This window comes from Methylovorus mays (assembly GCF_020531915.1).
Classification (GTDB): Bacteria; Pseudomonadota; Gammaproteobacteria; order Burkholderiales; family Methylophilaceae; genus Methylovorus; species Methylovorus mays.
In genome coordinates, this window is record NZ_JAJAVG010000008.1 from 45989 (window position 1) to 70987 (window position 24999).

Genomic DNA, 24999 nt, shown 5'->3' on the forward strand with positions numbered 1-24999 from the left:
AAAGAAAACAAAAAGCCGATGGCAATATGCCACCGGCTTTTTTGTTTTGCTGCTTGAATAGCTGAGCTGGAGAAGCTTGCCTAGCGGGTACGCGCCAGCTTTTGCAATACATCCACCATCACATCGACTTCCTGAGCGGTGTTGTAAAACGCCAGCGATGGTCGCACCGTTGTTTCCACACCAAAGCGACGCAGAATAGGCTGAGCGCAATGATGCCCGGAGCGCACCGCAATCCCCTCTTCGTTCAGGGCGGCACCGACTTCCTCACTCTTATACCCAGGCAAACTGAAGGACAACACGCTGGCTTTTTCACGGGCGGTACCAATCAGGCGCAAGCCCGGCACCTTGCACATGGCGGCCGTGGCATACACCAGCAAGTCATGCTCATACCGTGCAATGTTGTCGATACCCAAACGCTCTACATATTGCAGCGCCGCGCCCATGCCCACCGCATCGGCGATATTGCCCGTGCCAGCTTCGAACTTGGCGGGCGCTTCGTGATACACGGTTTTTTCAAAGGTGACATCCTGAATCATATTGCCGCCACCTTGCCATGCGGGCATCTCGGCCAGCACATCCACTTTGCCATACAGCGCCCCAATGCCCGTCGGGCCAAACACCTTGTGACCAGAGAACACGAAAAAGTCACAATCCAGGGCCGTCACATCACTACGCATGTGCGATACAGACTGCGCACCATCCAGCAGGACTTTTGCCCCTGCCGCATGGGCCATCTGGATCATTTCGCGTGCAGGCGTCACAGTACCCAGTGCATTGGAAACCTGGGTGAATGACACCAGCTTAGTACGCGACGTCAGCAGCTTCTGGTATTCATCAAGCAATACCTGACCGCTATCATCCACGGGGGCCACACGCAGCCTGGCCCCGGTTTCCTGACATAACTGCTGCCAGGGCACAATATTGGCATGGTGCTCCAGATGTGAAATCAGGATCTCATCTCCCTCGCGCAGATGTTTCTTGCCCCAGGTTTTGGCCACCAGATTAATCGCTTCGGTCGTCCCGCGCACAAACACCACATTATTGACCGAAGGTGCGTTGATGAATCGACGCACTGTTTCGCGCGCCTCCTCATACGCATCGGTAGCGCGCGCGGCCAACGCATGCGCGGCCCGGTGAATATTGGAGTTTTCATGCTGGTAGAAATACGCCAGGCGGTCGATGACCACTTGTGGCTTTTGCGTGGTCGCTGCGTTGTCCAGCCAGATAAGTGGACGGCCATTTACCTGCTCACGCAGGATAGGAAAATCCTTGCGTACCAGATTCACATCAAAGGGAGGATGCGCCGAAGGTGCGACCCCGCCACCCGCTTGCGCGCCTGGATTCAGTGAGCTGACCGAAGCACCTTGCAAAAAGTAATACGGACTCACCGCTGGCTGCGCGCTCGCAGCGGATGTAGGCGTGCTCAATGATGTCAACAAATCCTGCAGATCGCTCGCATAGGGAATCTCAACGTTGCCCAGCAAACGACTGATCTCCAGATCACCGCCAAATGGCACGCTCAGAGCGGGTTGATATTGCCCGCCACTTACTGTCGCCGCAGCACTGGCAATATCCAGCTGCGGTGGCACCAAGGATGGATCCGTTAACTGAATGCTTTCGAGTCCGACCGAAGAGGCATGCGGATGCGACGTCACTGGAGCAGTTGGGCCCGGTGAGCCGGAACGAATACCAGCGGCCTGGCCTGAGCTGTCGGGCAAAGCAGTGGTGGTGTACACATCGGGCGTACTGCTGAAAGGCGCTCCCGCAGGAAACCCCTCGGCATAGAGCTCATTGGCAATACGTGCCAGCTCGCTCACATCCAGGTGTCCGGACTCTGTTGCGGCCCGGCCAACCGCCAGACCTGCCGCCATGCGGGGATGCTCCCCCGGCAAAGCCGCCAGAATAGCTTCCGGCTCAAAGGCCGAAAGATCGTTGAAATTACTTGTAGTCATAGTAGTTGTCCACGCTGACATTCTCCAGCACGGCAATCGCATCATCGGTCAGAACAGCGACCGAGCAATACAAGGACACGAGGTAGGAGGCAATCGCCTTGTGGTTGATCCCCATGAAACGCACCGACAGGCCCATGCTTTGCTGACCTGGCAGATTAGGCTGATACAGACCCACCACGCCCTGACGGCTTTCACCCGTACGCAACAGCAGAATATTGGTTTTACCCTTGGTGACCTTCAGCTTGTCGCAAGGAATCAGGGGAATACCACGCCATGTCAGGAACTGCGAGCCAAACATGGAAACAGTCGGTGGAGGCACACCACGGCGTGTACATTCACGACCAAAAGCCGCAATTGCCTGTGGATGGGCCAGGAAGAAGGCTGGCTCTTTCCATACCTTGCTGATCAGTTCGTCGAGGTCGTCTGGTGTTGGAGCGCCAGTGCGGGACTTCACCTTTTGCGAGTCAGCCACATTGTTCAGCAAGCCATACTCGGCATTGTTGATCAGTTCGCTTTCCTGACGCTCTTTGACGGTTTCAATGGTGAGGCGCAACTGTTCACGAATCTGGTTGTGCGGGCTGCTGTACAGGTCGGATACGCGGGTGTGTACATCGACCACGGTATTGACGGCGTTCAGCACATACTCACGGCCCCACTCTTCGTAATCAACAAAGGTCGCAGGCAACTCGCGCTCATCCTTGTTGGAGCAATCCACTTCAATCGCATTCGGATTCTTGGCCTTGTTAACGCGATAGATACCAGCTTCTACAGGCACCCATTGCAACAGATGCACCAGCCAGCGGGGGGTAATCGTGCTGAGCATGGGCACCGTTTTGGTGGCATTGGCTAGCGTACGTGCTGCGACATCGCCTAATGCCGTTTGTCCTTGATGAATATCCGCCATTTAAATCTCCTGTGTAGTGTGGTTTAGGTGTTGCAAGGGGTAAAAAAAGGCCTAGCCGTATTGGGCAGGCCCGGAGGGATTAGCGCCTGGAGTGGCATTGGCGGCCATCTGGCCTTCAGGCAGAGGCAGCACACCGCTGCGCATTTGCGCCTGGGTGATGTTGCTGCCTGGTGGCACGCTGTGGGTCAACCAGACATTGCCACCGATGGAGGACCCACGACCGATGGTAATGCGGCCCAGTATCGTCGCACCGGCATAGACGACGACGTCATCCTCAACAATGGGATGGCGTGCATTGCCTTTAATCAGCACACCACTTTCATCGGCAGGAAAGCGTTTTGCGCCCAAAGTCACTGCCTGATAAAGCCGTACGTGATTACCGATGATGGTGGTCTCACCGATCACCACGCCGGTGCCATGATCGACAAAGAAACTGTCGCCAATCGTGGCGCCGGGATGAATATCAATACCAGTACGTGAATGGGCAATCTCGGCAATCATGCGCGCGACGAGTGGCACGCCCAGTGTGTAGAGTTGATGGGCAAGACGATGGTGAATGATGGCGGTGATGCCTGGGTAGCATACGAGCACCTCATCGACACTGCGGGCAGCGGGATCGCCCTCATACGCCGCAAGAATATCGGTATCCAGGGTTTGGCGTATGCCGGGAAGTGCAGCAGCGAACTGGCTGACGATGCCACGCGCTGAAGGCGCTTCGTCATCCGTCTTGTCAGACTCAAGAGAAGACGCAAATGCCAGCTCCAGCCGAATTTGCGTGTGCAGGTCCTTTAATGCGACATCCAGAGTGTGGCCGACAAAATAATCGAGACCGTCTTCTTTCAAATCGGGCAAGCCGAGACGATTGGGAAACAAAGTGGCGGCCAGGCCATCCACAATCGCTTCGAGCGCTTTGCGCGAAGGCAGTTTGGGCGGGTTTTGCCTGCGCTTGCGATTCTCCAGCGCATTCAGCCGCACGGTACGAAGTGCGTCCACAATACTGGCAATATCCCAATCAGCCTCCGCTTGAGGTGCTGTCAAATCCACTGCATCGGTCATCTCGTTATCCCCAAATCGGCGGCCCTAAAAACAAAAAAGCCAGCGGCCTCGGTTGAGGCGCACTGGCTTCCGGTTGTCCGGTCAGCAACTGGCTATAACAATCAGTTATAAGCTAATTCTATTTAGTTATTTAAAAAACCGCAAGGTTGCATGAAGTAAAGCATGGCTAAAAATGCATTGTTCCACGGCAACTCAGGTAATTTATAATAAATATTATGAATATAAATATATTTTTATATTCTTTTACATTATTTAAATGCCTGCTTATCATGGCGTCCATTCCTAACTTATTCATCTACGGAGCCCGCATGTTGAAGCGCATCGCCATCATTGCCCTGCTGTTTACCCCATCCGTCTGGGCAGACACCTCAATCCTGAATGTTTCTTACGATGTGACGCGCGAGTTTTACAAGGACTTCAACCCGGCCTTTGCCAGTTACTGGAAACAAAAAACCGGTGAAACAGTCACCATCAACCAGTCGCATGGGGGCTCCAGCAAACAGGCACGCGCCGTTGCCGATGGACTGGAAGCAGATGTCATCACCATGAACCAGAGCAATGACATTGATATTCTGTACGAACGCGGCAAGCTGATCCCCAAGGATTGGCAAAAACGCCTGCCTTATAACAGTTCCCCGACTGCCTCCACCACAGTATTTCTGGTGCGCAAGGGCAACCCCAAGAAAATTCAGGATTGGAACGATCTGGTAAAACCCGGCATTGCCGTCGTGGTGCCCAACCCCAAAACCTCGGGCAATGGTCGTTACAGCTACCTTGCCGCCTGGGGATATGCCGTGCGTAATGGCGCGGACGAAACCAAGGCCAAGGAATTTGTCGGCAAGCTGTTCCGCAATGTGCCGGTGCTGGATACCGGCGGCCGCGGTGCTACCACGACCTTTGTGCAACGCGGCATCGGTGATGTGCTGCTGACCTTTGAAAATGAAGTGTTCCTGATTAAAAAGGAGTTGGGCAATGATCAATTTGATGTGGTGTATCCGTCATCCAGCATCCTCGCCGAGAATCCGGTAAGCGTCGTCGACAAAGTCGTCAACAAGCGCAATACCCGCGCAGTTTCTGAGGTCTACCTGAATTATCTGTATTCGGAAGAAGGTCAGGAAATCGCAGCGCGCCATTACCTGCGCCCCAAGCTGGAGAGCGTGGCTGCCAAGCATAAGACCGACTTCAAGTCGATAGACCTGTTTACGGTAGAAGAGGTATTTGGCGGCTGGGCCAAAGCACAGAAAACGCATTTTGCAGATGGCGGCATCTTTGACCAAATTTACGCAAAATGAAGGAGCATCAATATGAGCATTCCCACACAAGATCTGAGTTACCTTGAAACCCTGAAATCCCAGCTGCGCGAATCGCTGCATCTGGACCTGGACGATTATGGCCTGGACGAGCTGTCACGCGGCGAGTTCAGCAATACCTTCCTGGGTATTCAGTTGCACACCGCCTTCCAGCCGATTTATGACAGCGAAGCGGGCGACCTGTTTGGCCACGAAGCTTTACTGCGCCCCTCTTTGGGTGGCGTACAGGAAGTCAGCCCGCACTTTGCGTTTTACTACGCCGAGCAATCAGGCAAGCTGGTGAAGTTTGACCGCGTCAGCCGTACCTTGCACGTGCTGAATTTCCGCCAGCTACATGCCGAAAACGGCCTGTTGTTTTTGAATGTGCATACCAAGCTGCTGGCCAGCGTGAATGCCCATGGCAAGGTGTTTGAGCGCATTCTGCACAGCAATTCGGTGCCGACCAACCGCGTGGTGATTGAGATTCAGGAAAGTGCGGTTGATCAGGAAAAGCCCCTGGTGGAAGCCGTGGAAAACTACCGCGATCGCGGCTACAAGATCGCGATTGATGGCTTTGGCAGCAAGCATTCCAATCTGGACCGCTTGTGGACGCTCTCCCCTGATTTCGTGAAACTGGATATCCAGTTGATTCAGGAAGCGGAACGCAACCCACGCGTACGCAAGATCATCCCCAAACTGCTCGGCATCATCAGCGACCTGGGAGCGCAACCCGTGATTCAGGGTATCGAAACGCAGACGCAATTCGATATTGCCATTGAATCGGGCGCCAGCCTGTTGCAAGGTTACTTCCTAGGCAAGCCAGTGACGGCGAAGGAACTGCAACCCGTGTCGGTATTCAAGCCCAGCATTCGCGTCGCGGCCTGATTATCTTGCCTTACCCAGTTTACATCTCCTCCTCAGTCCGGGACGCATGCATGGCATGCCCCGGTCATTTTTCACCGCTCCTTTTATAGCAATTCAGTTATATAAATATAAAAACATATTATTTTTAATATATAAGGAATTTTGCTACATTGGCGCCCGATTACCGCACTTTAATGCATCTATTAACTGACGAAAAAATGGCGAAAAGACACCACGTTCTACCTGGATTCAACCTCTCTCTCGGCTACACCATCCTCTATTTGAGCCTGATTGTGCTGATACCGCTGGGAGCGGCCTTCCTGAAAACCACAGAACTCAGCTTTGCCGAATTCTGGACCACCGTCACGGCACCACGCGTGCTGGCCTCCTACAAGCTGACGTTTGGCGCCTCCTTGATCGGTGCCTTCATCAACGCGATATTCGGCCTGCTGACCGCCTGGGTGCTGGTGCGTTACACCTTCCCCGGCAAACGCCTGGTGGATGCGTTGGTCGATCTTCCCTTCGCACTTCCGACAGCCGTCGCTGGCATTGCGCTGACAGCGATCTATGCAGGCAATGGCTGGATAGGTTCATTGCTGGAACCGTATGGCATCAAGGTCGCCTTCACCCCATTGGGTGTGGTCGTCGCCCTCACCTTTATCGGCCTGCCGTTCGTGGTGCGTACCGTACAACCGGTGCTGGAAGATCTGGAAGCCGAGACAGAAGAGGCCGCTGCCAGTCTGGGCGCCAACCGTTGGCAAACCTTCCGCAAGGTAATTCTGCCTGCAATCTGGCCTGCGCTGCTGACCGGTTTCGCATTGGCCTTCGCCCGTGCCGTTGGCGAATACGGCTCAGTGATTTTCATCGCAGGCAATATGCCCATGGTGTCTGAAATCACTCCGCTGATCATCATCACCAAGCTTGAGCAATACGACTACACCGGTGCCACTGCGATTGCCGTGGTCATGCTGGTGATCTCCTTCATCCTGTTGCTGGCCATCAATGGCTTGCAATGGTGGAGCAGCCAGCGCAACGCCAAATCCGCCGAATAACCCTTACATAGCCAAAGGCAAAGCACGCATGTCTTCTACTGTTTCCAATCTGGGCCACTACCAGGCCAAGGTCGCCCGCAGCCGCGCCACCTCTGAACCGGCGTGGATACGCTGGTCATTGATCGCCATTGCACTGGCATTCCTCAGCCTGTTCCTGTTCATTCCGCTGGCAGCGGTGTTTACCGAAGCCCTGCGCAAGGGGTTTGAAACCTATATCGCGGCCCTGGTCGAGCCAGATGCGCTTTCCGCCATCAAGCTCACCGTGATCGCTGCGGTCATTTCCGTCCCCTTGAATTTGGTATTTGGGGTAGCCGCCGCCTGGGCGATTGCCAAATTTGATTTCAAGGGCAAAAGCGTGCTGATCACGCTGATTGATCTGCCGTTTGCCGTATCGCCCGTGATTGCCGGTCTGATCTATGTATTGATCTTTGGCCTGCAAGGCTGGTTTGGCGAATGGCTGATCGATCATGATTACAAAGTTATTTTTGCCATCCCCGGCATTGTGCTGGCCACCGTTTTCGTTACTTTCCCGTTTGTGGCACGTGAGCTGATTCCGCTGATGCAGGCGCAAGGCAAGGAAGAGGAGGAGGCGGCTCTGGTACTGGGTGCCTCCGGCTGGCAGATACTATGGCGTGTGACTCTACCCAATATCAAATGGGGTCTGCTGTATGGTGTCATCCTGACCAATGCCCGTGCCATGGGCGAGTTTGGCGCGGTATCCGTGGTTTCCGGCCACATCCGCGGCCTGACCAACACCATGCCGCTGCATGTCGAGATTCTCTATAACGAATACAACTACGCTGCCGCGTTTGCCGTGGCATCGCTGCTGGCCTTCCTGGCGCTGGTTACCCTCGCCCTGAAAACCTTCATCGAATGGCAGTCCGCCCGCAGCGCACGCACTAACGAACAATCTTCTGAAGAATAAAAGAGGCCGCAATGAGCATCGCAATTCGCAATATCCATAAACGCTTCGGCAAATTCCATGCCCTGAACAACATCAACCTGGATGTTCCTACCGGTGAACTTGTGGCCTTGCTCGGCCCGTCCGGTTGCGGCAAAACCACGCTGCTGCGCATTATTGCCGGCTTGGAAGCCGCAGATGAAGGCAGCATTCTGTTTCACGGCAGTGATGCCACCAGCCGCGATGTGCGCGAACGTGAAGTGGGCTTTGTCTTCCAGCATTACGCCCTGTTCCGCCACATGACCGTCTTTGAAAACGTGGCCTTCGGTCTGCGCGTACGCCCACGCAAAACACGTCCATCCGAAGCAGAAATCCACCGTCGCGTGCATGCCCTGCTTGAGCTGGTACAGCTTGACTGGCTGGCTGGCCGCTATCCACCCCAGCTCTCTGGCGGTCAGCGTCAGCGTATCGCGCTGGCCCGCGCCCTTGCAGTGGAGCCCAAGGTACTGCTGCTGGATGAGCCCTTTGGCGCGCTGGATGCCAAGGTCCGCAAAGACTTGCGTCGCTGGTTGCGTCGCCTGCATGACGAACTGCACATCACCAGCGTATTTGTGACCCACGACCAGGAAGAAGCGCTGGAAGTCGCTGACCGTATCGTGGTCATGAACCAGGGCAATATCGAGCAGATCGGCAGCCCGCAGGAAGTGTATGACAAACCGGCCTCGCCTTTCGTCTACAAGTTCCTGGGCAACGTCAACCAGTTCCATGGCCGTGTGCACGCCGGCAAGGCGCATATCGATACGCTGGCGCTGGATATCGACGGTCATCACGAAACCGACAACACGCCTGCGCATGCCTTTGTTCGCCCACATGACATTGAAGTGCTACGCGAGCGCGGCACCCAGCCCGCATTCAGCGCCGTGGTCAACTATATCAATGCAATCGGCCCACTGGTGCGCATCGAGCTGCAGCGTCAGGACAACCAGAGCATCGTCGAAGCCGAGCTGACGCGCGAACGCTTCCGCGAGCTGGCCTTGCAACAAGGTGAAGCGGTGTATATCCAGCCGCGCAATGTCCGCGTGTTTCTGGATGTGCCAAATTAAACACCCCAGCTAAACACCAGGCCTGACAGCACACGCCAACCAGACCACTGGAGGCTAGTACGCAAGTACTAGCCTCTTTTTTTTCGAGTCGCGCTATCAAAGCCGACCGCCTATAACACCAATCAACAGGGAATCATCATGCAAAAACAACAGCAGGTATTCAACAAGGTATCGTCCGCCTCTTCGTCTTCTTTACTTTGGCTGGCCCTGGGCGCCGCCATTCCGCTTCAAGCCCATGCGACCGATGGCTATTTTTCCCATGGCTATGGCGTCAAGGCCCAAGGTGCGGGCGGCGTTGGCATTGCATTGCCGCAAGACACCTTGAGTATCGCGGCCAACCCGGCAGGCCTGGCAGCCATTGGCAATCGTCTTGATATTGGCGCCACCTGGTTCAGACCAGTACGCGATGCTGAAATCGAGGGCAGCCCAGCCCCCATTAATGGCAAGTACGATGGCAACGATACCCAGAATTTTCTGATCCCGGAGTTTGGATACAGCAAGCAGCTGAATGACACCACCACCGTCGGTGTCGCCCTCTATGGCAATGGCGGCATGAACACCGACTACAAAAATGGATTCCCCCTGTTCAACAACACCGGCAGCCGGGTAGGGGTCAACTTCATTCAGGCCTTCCTCACCCCCGCCATCGCCTGGAAGCTGAGCCCGACGCAATCCGTGGGCATCGGTCTCAATCTGGCCTATCAGCGTTTTGAAGCCAAGGGCCTGCAAAACTTCGCCAACAGCACCTTCTCTTCATCGCCAGACCATGTCACCAATAAAGGCGCAGACAGCGCCTACGGCGCAGGCCTGCATCTTGGCTGGCAAGGCAAGATCAACGACCAGGTAACCCTGGGCGCGCATTACCAGACCCGGACCTACATGACCAGATTTGACCGCTACGCAGGTCTGTTTGCCGAGCAGGGGGATTTTGACGTCCCTGCCAGCTTTGGCATCGGCATTGCCGTCAAGGCCACCCCAGCCCTCACCCTGGCAGCCGACATCCAGCGCATACGCTACAGCGAGGTCGATGCCGTTGGCGCCAGCATCGCCAACTTCTTTACAGCGCAACTAGGCACGGACAATGGCGCAGGCTTTGGCTGGCAAGATGCCACGGTGTTCAAACTGGGAGCGCTGTATGCCTATAGCGAGCAACTGACCCTGCGCGCAGGTTACAACCACGTCAACCAGCCTATCCCCAGCAGCCAGACCTTGTTCAATACGCTGGCGCCAGCGGTGGTGGAAGATCATGTCTCCCTCGGCGCCACCTGGAAATTTGCCAACAGCAGCGAGCTATCGTTCAGCTATACCCATGCCTTTGAAAACGAGATCAAGGGCAGCGGCTCCATCCCGGCGGCGTTTGGGGGTGGCGACGTCAATCTCAAGATGTACCAGGATTCGCTGGGGCTTGCTTACAGCTGGGCCTTGTAAAAGCCTGGACGAAGGTGTGCGGACAGATGGCGTGCTTTGGCCTAGAATAGCCGCCATCCGCCGTCCCTTTATTTAGGAACCCTCATGATAGCCTGGGCAAACTTCACCCCTGTCCCCGCCTTTGTTGGCGGCTTGCTGATTGGCGTGGCCGCCGCCATGTTAATCCTCCTCAACGGTCGCATTGCCGGGGTAAGTGGCATTCTGGGTCGCCTGCTGCAAAGCTGGGGCAAGGAAAGCGCCTGGTCCGTGGTGTTTGTTTTGGGCCTGGTATTGGCGCCGTGGTTTTACAGTCTGGCAGCCCCGTTGCCAGAAGCACAGATAGAAGCAGGTCATGCGCGCCTCATCATCGCCGGTTTGCTGGTCGGCATAGGCACACGCCTGGCTTCTGGCTGCACCAGCGGGCATGGCGTATGCGGGCTTTCGCGGTTGTCACTGCGTTCACTGGCGGCAACCATTACCTTCATGCTGGCAGGCATCGTCACTGTGTCTGTCGTTCGCCACCTGCTGGCATAAGCTTTCCTGACGGGACAACCACCATGCGCTTATTGACCGCGTTTGTTTCCGGCCTGATCTTTGGACTGGGCCTCATCATTTCCGGCATGACCAATCCGGCCAAGGTCATCGGCTTCCTGGATATTTTCGGCCATTGGGATCCTTCGCTCGGCCTGGTGATGGGCGGTGCCATCCTGGTCGGCGTGTTTGCCTTTACCTATGCAAAATCCCGAAAAACCAGCCTGCTGGGCAACACCATGCAGCTCCCCACCAACAGCACCATTGATAAGAAACTGCTGGGCGGCAGCCTGCTGTTCGGCATCGGCTGGGGGCTGGCAGGCTACTGTCCCGGCCCGGCCATTGCCAGCCTGCTGAGTGATTACACTCAACCGCTGATTTTCACCACCGCCATGCTGGGCGGCATGTGGATCAGCAGCAAACTTTCCTGACCGTCTTCCGTCCTGCCATACCGGCGCGCAGGAATTAGCCTGCGCTGCCAACATATCCGCAACACCTTAGGCTATAATCGCATCATTTAGCGCTTCTGGACCTCAGGCTAAACTTCATAATGATCAGAAAACTGCTGCAACGCGTTTTTAAAGGCTCACCCTCTTCCCCAAAAGCTGGCACGCGTACCGCTAAAACCAGCGGTTCCGTCAATCGCATTCCGGTCAAGACGCATAAAATCAACCGCAAACTGCTGAGTACAGGGGCTATCAAAACCACCGAAGGCCTGCAAAAAGCCGGGTTTGAGGCATTCATCGTCGGCGGCGCCGTGCGCGATCTGCTGCTGAAAAAGCGCCCCAAGGATTTTGATGTCGCGACCAATGCCACGCCCGAGCAGGTAAACCGCGTGTTCCGCCGCTCGCGCATCATTGGTCGGCGCTTTCGCCTCGTGCATGTCCTGTTTGGTGATGAAACGGTGGAAGTGTCCACCTTCCGTGGCAGTCACCTGAATGATGACGGCGATGCCAAGATTGCCGACAGCGGCCGCATTCTGCGCGATAACGTCTTCGGCAGCCAGGAAGACGATGCCCTGCGACGCGACTTTACCGCCAACGCCTTGTATTACGACCCATCCAGCGAAGATGTGCTGGATTTTCACCATGGTTACGAAGATATCGAGGCCGGCATCCTGCGCATGATAGGCGATCCAGTCACGCGCTACCGCGAAGACCCGGTGCGCATGCTGCGCGCCATTCGCCTGTCTGCCAAACTCGGCCTCAAGCTGGATAAAGCCACCGAAGCGCCTATCCCCAAACTGGCAGATGAATTGCAGGAAGTCCCCGCTTCGCGCCTGTTTGATGAAATGCTCAAGCTGTTCCTTTCCGGCCACGCCATGGAAAGCGTCAAGGCCTTGCGTCAGCATGGTCTGCATCACGGGCTGTTGCCGCTGCTGGATGTGGTACTGGAACAACCGATGGGCGAGCGTTTTGTCACACTGGCGCTGAAAAACACCGATGAGCGGGTGCTGCAGGACAAGCCGGTGTCGCCCAGCTTTCTGTTTGCCACACTGCTCTGGCATGAAGTACTCACCGCCTGGCAGCAATACCAGGACAATGGCGAGCGCCCTATCCCTGCGCTGCATCTCGCCATGCATGAGGTCTGCGATATCCAGGCCGAGAAACTCGCCATACACAAACGCTACAGCACCACCATGAAGGAAATCTGGGGCATGCAGCCACGCTTTGAGCAACGCTCAGGCAAGCGGCCCTATGCCTTGCTTGAGCACCCACGTTACCGTGCCGCTTATGACTTCCTGCTGTTGCGCTGCGAGTCAGGCGAATTACCCATGGAACTGGGCCAATGGTGGACTGACTTTGCCAATACCGATGGCGAACAGCGTAGCGCCATGTTGCAGCCCGCCACCGCCGAACCCAAGAAACGTCGCCGCCGTTCGCGCAAAAAACCGGCGGCCAAACCTGAAGCGGCATGAGTCGCGCCTTTGTAGCACTGGGCAGCAATCTCAAGGATCCGCAAGCGCAGGTGAGTTCGGCGCTAACCGCGCTGAACACCTTGCCTGAGACGCAGGTCGTTCGCCCCTCATCCCTTTACCGCACCGCGCCTGTGGGCTATGACAACCAGCCTGATTTCATCAATGCGGTTGCCGAGGTGGAAACCACGCTTACCCCGATTGCCCTCCTGCGCGCCCTGCTGGCCCTGGAAAATCAGTATGGACGTGAGCGGCCTTTCCCCAATGCACCGCGCGTGCTGGACCTGGATTTGCTGCTATACGAAGATGTGCAGATGCAGAGCACCGAACTGACGCTACCCCACCCGCGCATGCATGAACGTGGCTTTGTGATGCTGCCCCTGGCCGAAATTGCACCAGAACTCAAGATTGCCGAGTACGGCACGGCCAGCGAGCTGGCTAAAGCCTGTGGCGATCAGGGCGTTATCAAAATAAAGGCTGAAGGTTAGCACCATGAGTTTGATCGACAAATTTCCATATATCGTCATTGAAGGCCCGATAGGCAGCGGCAAAACCACACTTGCGCGCAAGCTGGCGGATAAATTTTCTGCCAATTTGCTGCTGGAAAATGCCGAGAGCAATCCCTTCCTGCCGCGGTTTTACCTGGATGCGCCACGTTACGCCCTGCCTACACAGCTGTTTTTCCTGTTTCAGCGTTGCGAGCAGATCCGCGACCTGAGCCAGCGCGACCTCTTTGGCAAAGCCACCATCGCCGATTTCTTTCTGGAAAAAGACCCGCTGTTCGCCCGCATGAACCTGGATGACGAAGAGTTTGCCCTTTATCGCCAGATCTACCAGCACCTGCAAGTACAGGTATCGACGCCAGACCTGGTGATCTACCTGCAAACCCCCGTCGATGCGCTGGCCGAGCGCGTCAATCAGCGCAACATCAGCTACGAGCAGGAGATTCCGCGCGAATACCTGAAGCGGCTGGCCGATGCCTACAGCGAATTTTTCCACCAATACGATGCGGCGCCAGTGCTCATCGTCAATAATGAAAACCTCGACATCACCAAACGTGAAGGCGCGCTGGACCTGCTGATCGAGCGCACCATGCAGATGCGCGGCCGTCGCGAGTTTTTCAACCCTAATCTGGAATAGGCGTGACCGTACACGATTTACAGACCATGGCGGCGCGCGGCGAGAAAATCGCCATGCTGACCTGCTATGACGCCAGCTTTGCCAAGCTGATGGAAGCCGCTGGCGTGGATGTGCTGCTGGTGGGCGACTCTCTGGGCATGGTATTGCAAGGGGCTGCCGATACCCTGAGCGTCAGCATGCAGGACATGATTTATCACACGCGCAGTGTGGCCACCGGTAGTCGCCACACATTGATCATGACCGATATGCCGTATGGCAGCTATGAAAGTAGCCTCGAAGAAGCGCTTGATAATGCGCAGCAATTGATCGCCGCTGGCGCCCATATCGTCAAGATCGAAGGCGGCGGCCACATGGTGGCGACAGCCCGCCATCTGGTGGAACATGGCGTTCCAGTGTGCGCGCACCTGGGCTTCACCCCGCAATCGGTCAAGCAGTTAGGGGGCTACAAGATTCAGGGCAAAACCGAGGATAGCGCCAGCCAGATCATGGCCGATGCCGAAGCCATGAGCGCAGCAGGCGTATGCCTGGTATTGATGGAAATGGTGCCAGCTGCGCTGGCGGCCGAGATCACCCGGCGCATTGCAGCCCCTACCATCGGCATAGGCGCTGGCGCGGACTGTAGCGGGCAGGTGCTGGTCATCCAGGACTTGCTGGGCATTTACACCGGTCCGGCAGACAAAGACCCGGCCAGCTTCAAATCGCCCCGTTTCGTGCGCAATTTTTTACAGGAAAGTACCAGCATTCAGGATGCCGTCCGCCGCTATGTGGAGGCGGTCAAGTCTGGTGAATTCCCCTCCGCGGCCCACGCTTATTGAGCCTGGCCATTCTCCATCGAGCATTTATGGACATCATACATAGCGTTACCGAACTCCGCGCCCGCCTCGCTGGCGAGACCCGCATCAGCTTTGTGCCCACCATGGGCAATCTGCATGATGGGCACATCCATCTGGTTAACCTGGCGCGCGAACATGGCGACTGTGTGGTCGTCAGCATTTTCGTCAACCCCCTGCAGTTTGGCCCCAACGAAGATCTGGACAACTACCCGCGCACGCTGGAGCAGGATTGCGCACGCCTGCAAGCGGCTGGTGCCGATGTGGTGTTCGCGCCCTCGGTCAGCGAGATGTACCCCACCGCGCAAACCATGACCATCAGCGCACCACCCATTGCCGACAGCCTCTGTGGCGCCAGCCGCCCCGGCCATTTTTCCGGGGTCGCCACCGTGGTGATGAAGCTCTTCAACCTGGTGCAGCCGCAAGTCGCCATATTCGGTAAAAAAGATTACCAGCAGCTCAGCGTCATCCGCGCGCTGGTGCAGCAATTCAATCTGCCAATCAGCATCATCGGCGGCGAAACCGTGCGCGAGGCCGATGGCCTGGCAATGAGCTCACGCAATGGCTATCTGAGTCCAGCGCAACGGCAAGAGGCCAAGCGCCTGCATGCCGCTCTGCAGCTGGTAAAGCAGGCGATCCAAAAAGGCAATCATGATTACCCCGCCATCTGCGAGCAGACGCGCCAGTATTTGACGCAGCTCGGCTGGATCGTCGATTATATTGAGGTGCGGGCCGCATCTACCCTGCAACCCGCCACCGCCACAGATACCCAGCTGGTCGCACTGGCCGCGGCCCGCCTGGGCAAAACGCGGCTGATCGACAATCTGGAATTTGACGCAAGCCACCAGGCTTGATGTATCGCAACCAGCCGCGGCTAAAAGCCGGCTGGTCGCGCTAACCCTCTCACCCGGGAGCTCACCATGCGTTTGCTGGCATTGGTTTTAAGCAGCATGCTCTTGCTCAGCCATATGGCGGAGGCCGGCCCCCTGCGCGACCTGATCAACAAGCGCGCCGATGCCCGCAGCAGCGAGATGGAAGCGGAAGATGCCGCAGACAGCAGCACAGCGCTTCCCGCAGGTGTAAAGCTGCTGGCCGACATTGCCTACGGCCCAGACAAGCTGCAAAAAATGGATGTGTATCTGCCACCCCAGCTCGCTCAGGTTGCCATGGCCCAAGCCCCGATCATTGTCATGGTGCACGGCGGCGCCTGGCGCATAGGCGACAAAACCCACAGCAAGGTCGTCACCAACAAAATAGCCCGCTGGGTGCCCAAAGGCATCATCCTCGTCTCGCTCAACTACCGCATGCTGCCCGGCACTGCCCCCTTGGCACAGGCTGAGGATGTCGCCCTCGCCCTCTCGGTGATCCAGCAAAAAGCGCCCGGCTGGAAAGGTGACTCAGGCCAGCTCATCCTGATGGGCCACTCCGCAGGTGCGCATCTGGTGAGCCTGCTTTCATCACAGCCGTCCATCGCTACCGCCTTCGGTGCCAAGCCCTGGCTGGCGACCATCTCGCTGGATAGCGCCGCACTGGATGTCCCCACCATCATGCAGCGCCGTCACCCACGTTTTTATGACCAGGCCTTTGGCAAGGACGCCAACTACTGGCGCGCCACCTCCCCGCTGCAGCAGCTCACCCAGCAGTCACTTCCCCTGCTCGCCGTATGCTCCACCCAGCGTCGGGACAACCCTTGCGAACAGGCCTACAGCTACCAGCGGCGCGCCCAGGAACTCGGCGTGCGCGTTGATGTGCTGGAGCAGAATCTCAACCATGGGGAAATCAACGGTCAGCTAGGGCTGGAAAGCCCCTATACCAAGCAGGTGGAAAAATTCATATCCGAGCAATCCACAAGCCTGTCTGAAAAAATGAGTAGCAAGCCTTAGCTCTCCTGCAAGGCACTACCAGCGCCATTCATCATGGCGCGACTGTCAGGATGACAACCGAGTTATCGGTCACCTGCTAAAAACTTCGTTTATTCAGCGTGTTGTTTACCTTATAATGATCGGCCGAATTGAACAAACCCAGACCAACCATGCAAAGAACCATGCTCAAATCCAAATTGCACCGTGTGCGCGTGACGCATTCGGAGCTGGACTATGAGGGCTCCTGTGCGATTGACGAGGCATTGCTCGATGCCGCGGATATTCGCGAGTACCAGCAGATCGAGATTTACAATATCAACAATGGCGAGCGTTTCACCACCTATGCCATTCGTGCCGAACGCAATTCCGGTGTTATTTCGGTCAACGGTGCTGCCGCACGCAAGGCAAGTCCTGGCGATTTGCTGATTATTGCGACCTATGCCACTTACAGCGAAGTTGAGCTGGAAAAATTCAAGCCCCAGCTGGTGTATGTTGATGCCCAAAACCGCATCAAGGACCAGCGTCAGGCAATCCCCGTACAAGTATCTTCACAGGCCGCCTGAATGTTAGAACTCGAAGCAATGAAACTGGCCATCATCGACGCGCTGGAAGATATCAAAGCCTTTGATATCACCGTGATGGATGTGCGCAAGCTGACCTCCATGACCAATTACATGATCGTCGCCAGCGCCAATTCCACGCGCCAGGCCAAGGCGATCGCCGATAACGTGCGAGAAAAACTGCGCGAAAAAGGCGTGCCACTGCGTGGCACCGAAGGTGAAAAAGAAGGTGAATGGGTCCTGGTCGATCTGGACGATATCGTCGTTCACATCATGATCCCGACCGCCCGCGCCTATTACAATCTGGAACAACTCTGGGGCGAAACCGAAAGCCGTCGCTCCGCTTCCCAGGCAGCCAGCGCCTGAGTTTCCTCCCTTGAAGCTGCGTATTCTCTCGGTCGGCCACAAGATGCCCGACTGGGTGGAAAGTGCCTGCAGTGAATATCTGAAGCGCATGCCGCGCGAAGCAAGCGTTGAGATCATCGAGATCAAGCCGGACAAGCGCGCCTCTGGCAAAAATGCTGAGGTGGTGCAGGAAGCAGAAGCCAAGCGCATTCTGGAAGCCGCAGGCAAGGATTATCTGATCGCCCTGGACGAGCGCGGGCAGGAAGTCACCACGGTGCAGCTGGCTGCCCGCATGGAAACCTGGCTGACCAGTGGACGGGATATTGCCTTGGTCATTGGCGGCGCCGACGGTTTGCATGCCAGCGTCAAATCCCGCGCCGACTGGTTGTGGGGCTTGTCCAAACTGACCCTGCCGCATGGCATGGTGCGCGTATTGCTGGCCGAGCAACTTTATCGCGCCTGGACAGTCATTCAGCATCATCCTTACCACCGCGAATAGCGGGCATGCACTTTTATGACACCCTCGTCCTCCGCCCTGGTCTGGTTCCGTCGCGACTTGCGCGACTTTGACCACGCCGCGCTCTATCACGCCCTCAAAGCGCATGCTCAAGTGTATTGTGCCTTTGTGTTTGATACCGACATTCTGGATACCCTGCCAGACCGCGCCGACCGCCGGGTTGAGTTTATCTGGGAAAGTGTGCGTGAACTGCAGCAGGCGCTGAGATCGCAAGGCGGTGATCTCATTGTGCTGCATGCTTCCGCCAGAAGCGCTATCCCGGCATTGGCGGTTAAACTCAAGCTCAGCGCCGTTTACAGCAATCGCGACTATGAGCCTGATGCCATCGCGCGGGATGCCGAGATAGCCGCCAAGCTAGCCAGCCACGATATCGCCTTTCATCAGTACAAGGATCAGGTGATTTTTGAGCAGGATGAAGTGCTGACACAGGCCGGCAAACCTTATGGCGTATTCACTCCCTACAAAAATGCTCACCTGAAAAAGCTCAATGCCTTTTATCTGCAAGCCTATCCGGTAGACCGCTATCGCCAGCATCTGGCCGTTTCTGAGAAAACGGAGATGCCGACCTTGGCATCCATGGGCTTTGCCCGCACCAATCTCGGCGAGATGAAATTGCCCACCGGCATGTCCGGCGGCCAACAGCTGTTTGCAGAATTTCAGGAGCGCATGGACCGTTACAAGGACGCGCGCGATTTTCCTGCCGTCAAAGGCCCATCCTATCTTTCCGTGCATTTGCGCTTTGGCACGGTGTCTATCCGCCATCTGGCGGGCACCGCTTGGCAACAACATAATGCGGGTGCAGAAACCTGGCTGAACGAACTGATCTGGCGCGATTTTTATTTCCAGGTATTACATCATCACCCGCAGGTAGCTGCTGGCCGCGCCTTCAAATCCGAGTTTGATGACCTTGCATTCCCACCAAACCAGCAGGCGCTTTTCGATGCCTGGTGCGCAGGCCGCACCGGTTATCCGCTAGTCGATGCGGCGATGCGCCAACTCAACCAGACCGGCTACATGCACAATCGCTTGCGCATGGTCGCTGCCAGCTTTCTGGTCAAGGATCTGCTGATCGACTGGCGCTGGGGCGAACGTTACTTTGCCGAACGGCTGATTGACTTTGATCTTGCCGCGAATAATGGCGGCTGGCAGTGGGCGGCCTCGACCGGCTGCGATGCGCAGCCCTGGTTCCGCATTTTCAATCCCGTCACGCAATCCGAAAAATTTGATGCACAGGGCAAATTCATCCGCAAATATGTACCGGAATTGGCAGCCTGTCATGATAAGGAAATTCACGCACCGTGGTTGATGCCGCCCTTGCGCCAGCAGAGTCTGGGCCTGATCATCGGCAAAGACTATCCCGCGCCTGTGGTAGAGCATAGCGTGCAGCGCGAAAAAGCGCTGGCCCTCTACAAAAATGCCTCCGCCACCCCGGCGCCTGAGCGTTAATCGCCCAGCGAGCGCAAGGCCTTGCCACTGAGGAGATTGCGTTCGATACGCTCCAGCGATACGCCACGCGTTTCCGGCACCAGCAGCAGCGTCAGCAAAATAAACAGCAAATTGCATCCGGCGTAGACCCAGAAAGTATGCGCACTGCCCAGCACATTCAGCATGGTCAGGAAAGTCGCACCAACCACCATGTTGGCAATCCAGTTGGTGAAGGTGGACACGGCAATACCAAAGTCACGGCCGCGCAAGGGCTGTATCTCGGAACACAATACCCAGACCAGCGGCCCGGCAGACATGGCAAAGCCCGTGATAAAAATCAGCAGCATCGCCACCGCCGCCATCTGCTGCGCCTGGCTATCAATGCCAAGATGCATCAATAAGCCCAGCACACCGATGCCCAGGCCCATAGTCAGAAAGCCGACATAAAGCACCGGCTTACGGCCCCAGCGGTCCACCAGCGCAATGGCAATAAAGGTGGCCAGCACATTGGTCAGCCCCACAATCACCGTGCCCCACATCTGGGCCACGGGGTCGTTAAAGCCGGCCAGGTCAAAAATGCGCGGCGCATAATACATGACCACATTCATGCCGGTCAGTTGCTGCATGATCTGCAACAGCATGCCGAGATACACGGCCCTGCGCACGTGCCGATTGGCAAAGAACAAGCCCCAGCCCTGCTGCTTTTGCGCAAGCTGTTGCTTGATTTCATCCAGCTCGTTTTCAACTTCGCTGTCATTCACGCGCAACTGCTGCAAGACGCGGCGGGCATGGTCTTCCCGCCCGCGCAGCATGAGCCAGCGCGGACTGCGCGGCAGCAATAAAACCCCGAAAAAGAGCATCACGGCCGGGATGGCAATAATACCCAGCATCCAGCGCCATGCGCCGCTGTAGCTGAAGAAGGTATTGGAAAGAAACGCCAGCAGAATGCCGAGCGTGATCATCAGTTGATAAAGCGAGATCATGGATCCCCGCACCTTGCCGGGCGCGATTTCAGACAAATACAAAGGCGCGGTAAATGAGGCGATGCCCACCGCCAGCCCCAGCAACACGCGCGCCAATATCAGCGGAACGGGTCCCCAGGCGACCGCACACAGCAGCGAACCAGCGACGAACAGCAATGCGCCCAGCAACAGGGAGTATTTGCGACCGAGTCGGTAAGATAACCAGCCCGCAGCCAGTGCGCCGAATGCGGCACCGAACATCATGGAACTGACGATCCATTCCTGCACCTGGTCGGGCACATCAAACTCGCGGGCAATGAATGGCAGCGCACCGGAAATCACCCCGATATCGAGTCCAAACAGCAAGCCCGCCAATGCACCCAGCAGGCCGGTCATGAACACCTTGCGCCTTACCTGCGTGGCATGATGGCGGGTAGCAGAGAGTATTTCGCTCACACAACAACTCCTGTGCCGGGTTGATGCCGCATGTTAGCATGGGCTGCGTCAAAAGCTTCTGAACAAAGCGCGCTTTCCATAGTCATTCAGACAACATTCGCCAACCTACAGGAGTCTTTATGTCACACAATCAAGCCGCCATTGAAGCCATTGCCGACCGTTTTACCGAACTGGTACAGCAAGCCTTTGATAACGCCTATGAAGTTAACGATACCGACACCACCTTCAGCGAGTTTGTTGAAGAGCTGTTCGAAAACATTGAACAGGTATTCTCTGAACACGTGGCTACCGAGGTGCTGCAATTTACCGATAAAGAGGTAGAAAGCTATAACGGCGGCAGCGGTCTTTACCTGGACGACATTCAACCCTTGCTGGATGATGATGAAGACGACGAAGAAATCGAAGACGATTACGACGACGAGACCGAGCACTAAGCAACAGCTAGCCTCAACCAGCACCGTTACTCGGCGCTGAAATAGTCCTGCACCCGCTCAACCTCATGGCGCGAGCCCATCATCACTGACACGCGTTGGTGCAAAGCTTGCGGTACAAGTTCCAGCAGACGCTGACGGCCTGTGCTGGCCAGGCCACCAGCCTGCTCCACCAGCATCGCCATGGGGTTGGCCTCATAGAGCAACCGTAACCTGCCGCCCTGTGCGGCATTTTTATTATCCATGGGGTACATGAAAATGCCGCCGCGCAACAGAATGCGATGCACCTCGGCCACCATGGAAGCCACCCAGCGCATGTTGAAATCCACCCCGCGTGGCCCGCTGGCACCTTGCACGCACTCATCCACATAACGCTTGATGGCGGGCGGCCAATGACGCTGGTTGGACATATTGATGGCAAATTCACGGCTGTTCTCTGGTATCCGCATTTGCGGATGGGTCAGCATGAATTCGCCAGTCCCATGATCCAGCGTAAACCCGTCCACCCCACTCCCCGTCGTGATGACCAGCATGGTGGAAGAACCATATAAAGCATAACCCGCGCATACCTGCTGCACGCCGGGCTGCAAAAAGTCCGCCAGTTGCGGCTGGACGACGCCTTCCGGGCAACGCAATACCGAAAAAATGGATCCCACCGAAATATTGACGTTGACATTGGACGAGCCATCCAGGGGATCAAACAGCAGCAGATAACGCCCACGCTTACCCTCCTGCACCAGATATGGGTCGTCCATTTCTTCGGAGGCCATGCCCGCGAGCAAGCCACTGATCTGATTACTCTCCAGGAAAATCGTGTTGGCAATGACATCCAGCGCCTTTTGTACTTCACCTTGTACATTCTGGCTGCCAAGGTCACCCATGGTACCTAGCAAAGCCCCTTGGTTTACCGCTTGCGCCACGCGCTTGCAGCTGGTCACAATATCGTTAAGTATCAGCGTCAGCTCGCCCGTCGCCCCGGCATGCTGTTGCTGGGCGCGGGTCAGGTAATGCTGTATGGTCATCAGGGACATGGGACAAGACTCCTCTGCAAGGTATGGTGAATGCACAGCGCGTAACAGGCAAAACGATCACGAGGATAGCAGTGACCATTCTCGTCACCACTGTCAGATTTTCGCAACTGAATCTCTGGTGATGCACAGCAAAAAAGTGGACAATGCACAGGCCGTCGGTTAAAGTCCGATGTGGTTTCCGGCCTGGGCCGGTCGTCCAACGCAATAATATCAATCATACAGTTTGGAACAACGCATGCGCACCAAATCATATGCCGTCATTGCCAGCCTCGTCTTGGCCTCCCTGTTATCAGGCTGTGCCTCGCAAGCGAACAAAGACCCGCTCGAAGGCCTCAATCGTGGCGTTTACAAATTCAATGACACTGCTGATAAAGCCGTCATCAAGCCAATCGCAGGGGCATACAAGGCTGTGCTGCCATCCCCCGTACGTTCTGGCGTAAGCAACTTCTTCAACAATCTGGGCACGTTTGTGTCTGTGATCAACAATTTGCTGCAATTCAAAATTGATAATGCGATGAGTGAAGCTGGCCGCTTCGTCATCAACAGCACATTCGGTGTCGCAGGCCTGATTGACGTGGCATCCAAAGATGGCATTGAGCGTCACCCGGAAGACTTCGGTCAAACGCTGGGTTACTGGGGTGTAGGCAATGGTGCTTACCTGGTCCTGCCTTTCCTCGGCCCAAGCACACTGCGCGACACCGGCGGTCTGGTCGTTGACACACTGGCCTTTGATCCGATCAGCTATGTGGACAACCCCCGTACACGTAACCAGGCTCGCGTGCTTAACCTGATCGACAAGCGTTCACAATATCTGCCAGCGAGCGACTTGCTGGACGACGCAGCACTGGATCCGTATGCATTCATGCGTGATGCTTACCTGCAACGTCGCGCCAACCAGATCAACGATAACGTCAGTGTAGACAATGACGACGACGACGATCTGCCAGAGCCCAACGTCAATGGCGACAAGAAATAAGCCAGACCTGATCTGACCAAACAAAAAGCCCGGCATGCCGGGCTTTTTGTTTATCTGAATCAGCCTATCAGGCTGGCTGCAGCCAGATAGCCTTCTCTGGATGATCAGTCTCCTGCCACCGTCATCTGCTCAATCAGGATGGACCCGACCTGCTTGGAGCCCTGTATCAGCACGTCACTGCCAATGGCCACAATCTGCATGAACATATCGCGCAGGTTGCCAGCAATGGTGATTTCTTCTACCGGATGCACAATCACCCCATTCTCTACCCAGAAACCGGCAGCGCCACGCGAGTAATCTCCGGTCACCATATTGATGCCGTGCCCCAGCAACTCAGTCACCAGCAAGCCGGTGCCCATTTGCCGTAGCAAGCCATTCAGATCTTCGGCAGGCTTGCCTTGCTGGCTCACCAGCAGATTATGGTTGCCGCCGGCATTGCCTGTGGTTTGCATGCCCAGCTTGCGCGCGGAATAACTGGAGAGAACATAGCCTTGCAATACACCGTTTTCAACCAGCATTCTTGGCGTTGTGGCAACGCCTTCGTTATCAAACGGGGCGCTGGCCAGCGCGCCGGGAATATGCGGCTGCTCGCTGATATTCACAATGGATGACATCACTGGCTTGCCGAGGGAGTCGAGCAGGAAGGATGACTTGCGATACAGACTGCCGCCAGAAATGGCGCTGACCAGATGGGAAATCAAGCCGGACGCCAGCGAGGCATCAAACAGCACGGGCACCTGCGCGGTCTTGATCCGACGGCAGCCCAGGCGACGCACGGTCCGCTCACCGGCCAGTTGCCCGATGTTTTTCGGGCTATCGAGCCAATCTGCACTGCGGGCCGTGCTGTACCAGTAATCACGCTGCATGGCATCGGCCTCCTCTGCGATCACCGAGCAACTGATGCTGTGCCGTGAACTCAGGTAGCCGCCAGAAAAGCCATGGCTATTGGCATAGGAAAACAGGCCTTCATAGGTAGAGACAGAGGCCCCTTCCGAATTGGTAATGCGCTTATCCACTGCACGCGCTGCATCTTCACATTCGGTAGCCAAACGCACGGCATCATCCACCGAAATCGTCCAGGGATGATGCAGGTCCAGATCCGGCACATTGCGCGCCATCAAGGCGGCATCGGCCAGACCACAAAACTCGTCTTTAGCGGTGTAACGGGCGATATTGCAAGCTGCGGCTACCGTGTCCTGCAAAGCTTGCGGATTCAGGTCCGAGGTGCTGGCATGGCCTTTTTGCTGGCCAAAATACACCGTGACCGACATGCCTTTATCGCGGTTGTACTCAATGGTTTCTGTCTCGCCCATGCGCACGGACACATTCTGCCCGACACCAAAACTGACCTCCGCCTCAGCGGCACTGGCGCCCGCGGTCTTGGCCAGTGCCAATACGCGCGCGCTCATCTCGCGCAGGTCATCCAGCGTATGACTGAATCCGGTGGTTGGGGCAACGTGGGTTACGCTCACATTAAGTCTCTTGGGGAA

General features: G+C 56.3%; 26 protein-coding genes. 20 read left to right on the forward strand and 6 right to left on the reverse strand.

The window, feature by feature from the left end; genetic code table 11:
* Window positions 1-80: 80 nt before the first annotated feature.
* From LG203_RS10670 to epsC, 3 genes are read right to left on the reverse strand one after another with little or no spacing between them, the layout of a single operon-like run.
* A complete protein-coding gene (locus LG203_RS10670; protein ID WP_230345746.1) occupies window positions 81-1952 on the reverse strand; it encodes a family 2A encapsulin nanocompartment cargo protein cysteine desulfurase in 1872 nt (623 codons plus the stop codon).
* A complete protein-coding gene (locus LG203_RS10675) occupies window positions 1939-2856 on the reverse strand; it encodes a family 2A encapsulin nanocompartment shell protein (protein WP_230345747.1) in 918 nt (305 codons plus the stop codon). The genes LG203_RS10670 and LG203_RS10675 overlap by 14 nt, the downstream gene beginning before the upstream one ends.
* 51 nt (window positions 2857-2907) lie before the next feature.
* Window positions 2908-3912: a serine O-acetyltransferase EpsC gene (gene epsC, locus LG203_RS10680; RefSeq protein WP_230345748.1), complete on the reverse strand. Its 1005-nt coding sequence runs from the start codon at window positions 3910-3912 to the stop codon at window positions 2908-2910.
* Window positions 3913-4220: 308 nt separating this feature from the next.
* On the opposite strand from epsC, the gene LG203_RS10685 reads away from it, so the two are divergent.
* The 18 genes from LG203_RS10685 to LG203_RS10770 all read left to right on the forward strand — a co-directional run bounded on the left by LG203_RS10685 (window position 4221) and on the right by LG203_RS10770 (window position 19674).
* Window positions 4221-5204 (forward strand): sulfate ABC transporter substrate-binding protein, encoded by a 984-nt coding sequence (locus LG203_RS10685; RefSeq protein ID WP_230345749.1) that lies wholly within the window; start codon window positions 4221-4223, stop codon window positions 5202-5204.
* Between the two features lie 12 nt (window positions 5205-5216).
* The gene (locus LG203_RS10690; RefSeq protein ID WP_230345750.1) at window positions 5217-6086 is read left to right on the forward strand and encodes an EAL domain-containing protein; all 870 of its coding nucleotides are present in this window, start codon (window positions 5217-5219) and stop codon (window positions 6084-6086) included.
* A 197-nt stretch (window positions 6087-6283) separates the two neighbouring features.
* A complete protein-coding gene (gene cysT, locus LG203_RS10695) occupies window positions 6284-7117 on the forward strand; it encodes a sulfate ABC transporter permease subunit CysT (RefSeq protein WP_230345751.1) in 834 nt (277 codons plus the stop codon).
* A gap of 28 nt (window positions 7118-7145) precedes the next feature.
* On the forward strand, window positions 7146-8042 hold the full coding sequence (gene cysW, locus LG203_RS10700) for a sulfate ABC transporter permease subunit CysW (protein WP_230345752.1): 897 nt from the start codon (window positions 7146-7148) through the stop codon (window positions 8040-8042).
* An 11-nt stretch (window positions 8043-8053) separates the two neighbouring features.
* Window positions 8054-9121, forward strand: a complete 1068-nt coding sequence (locus tag LG203_RS10705) for a sulfate/molybdate ABC transporter ATP-binding protein (protein WP_230345753.1) — start codon at window positions 8054-8056, stop codon at window positions 9119-9121.
* 138 nt (window positions 9122-9259) lie between these two features.
* Window positions 9260-10549 (forward strand): OmpP1/FadL family transporter, encoded by a 1290-nt coding sequence (locus LG203_RS10710; protein WP_230345754.1) that lies wholly within the window; start codon window positions 9260-9262, stop codon window positions 10547-10549.
* 84 nt (window positions 10550-10633) lie between these two features.
* Window positions 10634-11062, forward strand: coding sequence for a YeeE/YedE family protein (locus LG203_RS10715; protein ID WP_230345755.1), 429 nt, complete (start codon window positions 10634-10636; stop codon window positions 11060-11062).
* 23 nt (window positions 11063-11085) lie between these two features.
* Window positions 11086-11490: a DUF6691 family protein gene (locus LG203_RS10720; protein ID WP_230345756.1), complete on the forward strand. Its 405-nt coding sequence runs from the start codon at window positions 11086-11088 to the stop codon at window positions 11488-11490.
* Between the two features lie 119 nt (window positions 11491-11609).
* The gene (gene pcnB, locus LG203_RS10725) at window positions 11610-12977 is read left to right on the forward strand and encodes a polynucleotide adenylyltransferase PcnB (RefSeq protein ID WP_230345757.1); all 1368 of its coding nucleotides are present in this window, start codon (window positions 11610-11612) and stop codon (window positions 12975-12977) included.
* Complete coding sequence (gene folK / locus LG203_RS10730) at window positions 12974-13462, forward strand: 2-amino-4-hydroxy-6-hydroxymethyldihydropteridine diphosphokinase (RefSeq protein WP_230345758.1); 489 nt, start codon at window positions 12974-12976, stop codon at window positions 13460-13462. The genes pcnB and folK overlap by 4 nt, the downstream gene beginning before the upstream one ends.
* A gap of 4 nt (window positions 13463-13466) precedes the next feature.
* The gene (locus tag LG203_RS10735; protein ID WP_230345759.1) at window positions 13467-14114 is read left to right on the forward strand and encodes a deoxynucleoside kinase; all 648 of its coding nucleotides are present in this window, start codon (window positions 13467-13469) and stop codon (window positions 14112-14114) included.
* A 2-nt stretch (window positions 14115-14116) separates the two neighbouring features.
* Window positions 14117-14929 carry a 3-methyl-2-oxobutanoate hydroxymethyltransferase gene (gene panB, locus LG203_RS10740; RefSeq protein ID WP_230345760.1) on the forward strand — a complete coding sequence of 271 codons (813 nt, stop codon included), beginning with the start codon at window positions 14117-14119 and terminating at the stop codon, window positions 14927-14929.
* Between the two features lie 26 nt (window positions 14930-14955).
* Window positions 14956-15798: a pantoate--beta-alanine ligase gene (gene panC, locus LG203_RS10745; protein WP_230345761.1), complete on the forward strand. Its 843-nt coding sequence runs from the start codon at window positions 14956-14958 to the stop codon at window positions 15796-15798.
* 66 nt (window positions 15799-15864) lie between these two features.
* Window positions 15865-16827: an alpha/beta hydrolase gene (locus LG203_RS10750; protein WP_230345762.1), complete on the forward strand. Its 963-nt coding sequence runs from the start codon at window positions 15865-15867 to the stop codon at window positions 16825-16827.
* A 149-nt stretch (window positions 16828-16976) separates the two neighbouring features.
* A complete protein-coding gene (gene panD, locus LG203_RS10755; RefSeq protein ID WP_230345763.1) occupies window positions 16977-17369 on the forward strand; it encodes an aspartate 1-decarboxylase in 393 nt (130 codons plus the stop codon).
* Window positions 17370-17732, forward strand: a complete 363-nt coding sequence (rsfS, locus tag LG203_RS10760; protein WP_230345764.1) for a ribosome silencing factor — start codon at window positions 17370-17372, stop codon at window positions 17730-17732.
* A gap of 10 nt (window positions 17733-17742) precedes the next feature.
* Window positions 17743-18210: a 23S rRNA (pseudouridine(1915)-N(3))-methyltransferase RlmH gene (rlmH, locus tag LG203_RS10765; RefSeq protein ID WP_230345765.1), complete on the forward strand. Its 468-nt coding sequence runs from the start codon at window positions 17743-17745 to the stop codon at window positions 18208-18210.
* Between the two features lie 15 nt (window positions 18211-18225).
* Window positions 18226-19674, forward strand: a complete 1449-nt coding sequence (locus LG203_RS10770; RefSeq protein WP_230345766.1) for a cryptochrome/photolyase family protein — start codon at window positions 18226-18228, stop codon at window positions 19672-19674.
* Here the strand turns inward: LG203_RS10770 and LG203_RS10775 are convergent.
* Entirely contained in the window at window positions 19671-21071 is a 1401-nt protein-coding gene (locus LG203_RS10775) for a sugar porter family MFS transporter (RefSeq protein ID WP_328486979.1), read from the reverse strand. The genes LG203_RS10770 and LG203_RS10775 overlap by 4 nt on opposite strands.
* Window positions 21072-21190: 119 nt before the next feature.
* Between LG203_RS10775 and LG203_RS10780 the strand changes: the two genes are divergently transcribed.
* Window positions 21191-21505, forward strand: a complete 315-nt coding sequence (locus LG203_RS10780; RefSeq protein WP_230345767.1) for a hypothetical protein — start codon at window positions 21191-21193, stop codon at window positions 21503-21505.
* Between the two features lie 26 nt (window positions 21506-21531).
* Here LG203_RS10780 and LG203_RS10785 read toward each other — a convergent pair whose 3' ends face one another.
* Window positions 21532-22533, reverse strand: a complete 1002-nt coding sequence (locus tag LG203_RS10785) for a class 1 fructose-bisphosphatase (RefSeq protein ID WP_230345768.1) — start codon at window positions 22531-22533, stop codon at window positions 21532-21534.
* Window positions 22534-22768: 235 nt separating this feature from the next.
* Between LG203_RS10785 and LG203_RS10790 the strand changes: the two genes are divergently transcribed.
* Window positions 22769-23509: an MlaA family lipoprotein gene (locus LG203_RS10790; RefSeq protein ID WP_230345769.1), complete on the forward strand. Its 741-nt coding sequence runs from the start codon at window positions 22769-22771 to the stop codon at window positions 23507-23509.
* 104 nt (window positions 23510-23613) lie between these two features.
* Here the strand turns inward: LG203_RS10790 and pmbA are convergent, their stop codons facing one another.
* Complete coding sequence (pmbA, locus tag LG203_RS10795; protein WP_230345770.1) at window positions 23614-24981, reverse strand: metalloprotease PmbA; 1368 nt, start codon at window positions 24979-24981, stop codon at window positions 23614-23616.
* Window positions 24982-24999 lie beyond the last annotated feature (18 nt).